4 protein-coding genes are annotated in these 3,551 nt (G+C 27.8%); all 4 read left to right on the forward strand.

The features are described from left to right. Positions 1-700 (forward strand): HAMP domain-containing sensor histidine kinase (locus tag VLM92_RS14455; RefSeq protein WP_325277028.1); only part of this gene is annotated, 700 nt, incomplete at its 5' end. A 225-nt stretch (positions 701-925) separates the two neighbouring features. Then, positions 926-1,363, forward strand: a complete 438-nt coding sequence (locus tag VLM92_RS14460; RefSeq protein WP_325277031.1) for an MgtC/SapB family protein — start codon at positions 926-928, stop codon at positions 1,361-1,363. A gap of 233 nt (positions 1,364-1,596) precedes the next feature. Next, entirely contained in the window at positions 1,597-2,211 is a 615-nt protein-coding gene (locus tag VLM92_RS14465; RefSeq protein ID WP_325277029.1) for a HutD family protein, read from the forward strand. 305 nt (positions 2,212-2,516) lie between these two features. Then, on the forward strand, positions 2,517-3,551 hold a 1,035-nt coding region (locus tag VLM92_RS14470), incomplete at its 3' end, for a DUF5667 domain-containing protein (protein WP_325277030.1).

The following is a 3,551-nucleotide window of genomic DNA, read 5'->3' on the forward strand; positions in this document are numbered from 1 at the left end:
TATTAAAAATGATAATGAAAACTTTGAATCTATCAAAATTAATAAACACATAAATATAATGAAGCAAAATTGTTATAGACTATTAAGATTAGTTAATAACTTAATTGACATTACTAAAATAGATTCTGGATTTGGACAATTAAATTTGCAAAATGAAAATATTGTAGAAACTGTTGAGAATATAACTTTATCTACTGTTGAATATGCAAAAAGTAAGTCAAGAACAATTATATTTGATACCAATGTAGAAGAAAAAATTATAGCTTTTGATCCAGAGCAAATGGAAAGAATTATTCTAAATCTTATTTCTAATGCTATTAAATTTACAAAACCTAATGATGAAATAGAAGTTAAAATTTATGATGGATTAGATAATATTATAATTTCTGTTCAAGATACAGGTATAGGCATCCCAAAAGAAAAACAAGAAATGATTTTTGAAAGGTTTAGGCAAGTTGACCATTTGTTACATAGAAGACATGAGGGAAGTGGAATAGGTTTATCTCTTATTAAATCTTTAATTGAAATGCATGGTGGTAAAATTTCTGTTAAAAGTGAATATGGAAAAGGAACAGAGTTTATCATTAAATTACCTATTAAAACTATTACTGAAGAAGAGGATATACATATAGTAAATGATTTTTCTGAACAAGCTAATATAGAAAAAATTCACATTGAGTTTTCAGATATATATGAATAATAGTTCATCAAAGAGATTGAAAGAATATGAAGTTCATACCCAAGTAGAGGTATCTGGATATAAAATAAGACTATAAAGCTCTCAATATATGAGGGCTTTTGTGATATAATCAAATGTATTGACAATTAAAAAGACATAAAATTTAAATGAAGTAAATATAGTAACGAAAAAATCGACAATCGGAATTGATTTTATATTTTAAAACAGAAGGAGCGTGATTTGATAGTGTTATTACTTGACCATTTACTGAAGTTAGTTCTTGCATCTTTTATAGGATTTTTGGTTGGTCTTGAAAGAAGTTCCAGGAGAGGCAGCCAAATAGGAGTTGGGACAACATCTAATCTTATAACTGGAGTTTGTTTGTTGACTATCATATCTGCAAATTGCTTACCTGGATCAGATCCCTCACGTCTTATAGCAAATATAATTACGGCTATAGGATTTTTATGTGGGGGCGTGATTTTCACAAAACCAACAGATGACGATACAAATGATCAAGAGGTTGTGGGATTAACGACTGGGGCAACATTATTTAGTCTTGCTGGGGTAGGGATCGCAATCGGATTAGGTTACTATTGGTTAGCTATAAGTACTACTATAATAGTAGAGTTAAATATCTTAGCGTCACGACTTATTAAAAAAGTGCGTCAAAAAGGAGAATAGTATAATTAATAAATAAAAAACTCTTACTATAATATTTAGTAAGAGTTTTTTATTTATATTCTTCATAATTATACACGACTATCGCAATTTTATTTTTGATTTAAGTCAATAATTATATGCTAAAAACTTAATACATAATATACTAGATATATTTAATTAAAAGGAATTTAAACTAACAATGAGAATATATCTAATATAAACTTTGTTTTCATAGGAATAAGGGGGAATTTACTATGGCATGTAATATAAAAGTTATAAGAAATCAAGAGCATAAAGTAAGTGAATGGTCTGGAGGTACTACTACTCAATTATATATATACCCAGAAGAATCTATATACAGTGAACTTGATTTTAAATGGAGACTTAGTTCTGCTAGAGTTGATGTAGAAGAATCTACATTTACTCATTTACCAGGAATAGATAGAAAGATAATGATTATAGATGGGAAGCTGACTTTAGAACATGAAGAGAAATATATTGCTGAACTAAATGAATTTGATATAGACAGTTTTAGCGGAGATTGGACAACTAGAAGTTATGGAAAAGTAACAGATTTTAACCTTATGATGAATAAGAAGTGTACTGGTGACTTGGAGTATATACTAGTTAAGAGTGATAGTTCTAAAGAAATAAAACTTATAAATAAACAACAAATATATAATCATATAGCAGATGTTTTATACTGTGTAAGTGGAGAGATAACAGTAGAATTAGATTCAGCAATAGATATTTATAAAGGTGATTTATTTGTATTTACTAGAGATATAAATTATGACGTTAAAAAATTAAGCATTTTTAATAAATCTAAAGATTGTGCTAAAATTATTAGGAGTATAATATATTATTAAATTTAATGAATAAGCTTTTGTATCTTCAATATGAAAGGACATAAAAAAGAGATTTTATAAAAGCCGTAAATATAAGGAACTAAATTATCAGTTCCTTATATTTACGGCTTTTATATTTAAGATAATAATTAAATATAATTAATTTTCAGATTTATATTAAGTTGAACAAAAATACTACGTATAATGATTAATATAGACTATCAAATTATGATATTTTATCAAAAATAGATATTCTTTTTTATTTGTTAAATCTTTAGAAATATTACAAATATGAATTACTAAATTTACATTAGGGGGAAGTACATATGAAAAAACTAAGTATACTATTAACGGGTATATTTGTAACATTAGGCATTTCGACTCCAGTTTTAGCTGAAGGAAACACAATATCATTTAAGGAAGAAGCAGGAATCACTCCAGATAGTATTTTATATCCTATGGACAAGCTAATTGATGAAGCATCAGTAGTATTGACATCTGACGAAGAAAAGAAAGTAGAAATCTTAACAGAAATCGCACAAGAAAGACTTGGCGAAAGTGAAGTTATGGCTGAAGAAGGAAAACAAGATTTAGTTGAAGAAGCACTTAAAGAATACCAAGAGAATATGAATGAAGCTGTTGAAGTAGTAGATAAAATTATAGAAGATGCACAAAAAGAAGATGACGAAGACACACTTGCAGATGAAAAAACAGAACTTACTGATGAAGAATTAGCTACGATTGAGAAAGAAGAAGACGAAATTGAAAAATTAAAGGAACAATTAACTGAGCAACAAGAAGAATCTATTGAAGTACTAGAACAATTACAAGATACAGTTAGTGATGAAGCTAAAACAAAATTAGAACAAGTTATTGAGATGCAATTAGCTAAAAAAGAAGCTGTTAAAAATTTAGTTCAAAAAAGACATGAATTTAATGCACAAAAGAAAGCATTAAATATGGCAAAGGTACAATTTAAAAAAGCATCTAAAATAGGCGATGAAGAAGCGATAAAAAAAGCTCAAGAAGAGTATCAATTAAAACTAAATGATTATAATGTATCAAGAGAAAGTATGTTAGAAGCAAAAGCACAACATAAAGAAGTAGTAAAAGCATATTCAGGTAAAGAAAATGTAAGCGAAGATCAAGAGGAAGATCAAGGTGAAGAACAAGATCAAGGTGAAGAACAAGATAAAGAAGACCAAGGTGAAGAACAAGATAAAGAAGACCAAGAGGAACCAAAGATAGAGCAAGAAGAAAAGAGACAACAAGAGCTAAAGAAGCAAGAAGAAAAGAGACAACAAGAATTAAAGAAGCAAGAAGAAAAGAGACAACAAGAATTAAAGAAGCAAGAAGAAAAG

Source organism: Romboutsia sp. (assembly GCF_035470145.1).
Classification (GTDB): Bacteria; Bacillota; Clostridia; order Peptostreptococcales; family Peptostreptococcaceae; genus Romboutsia_D.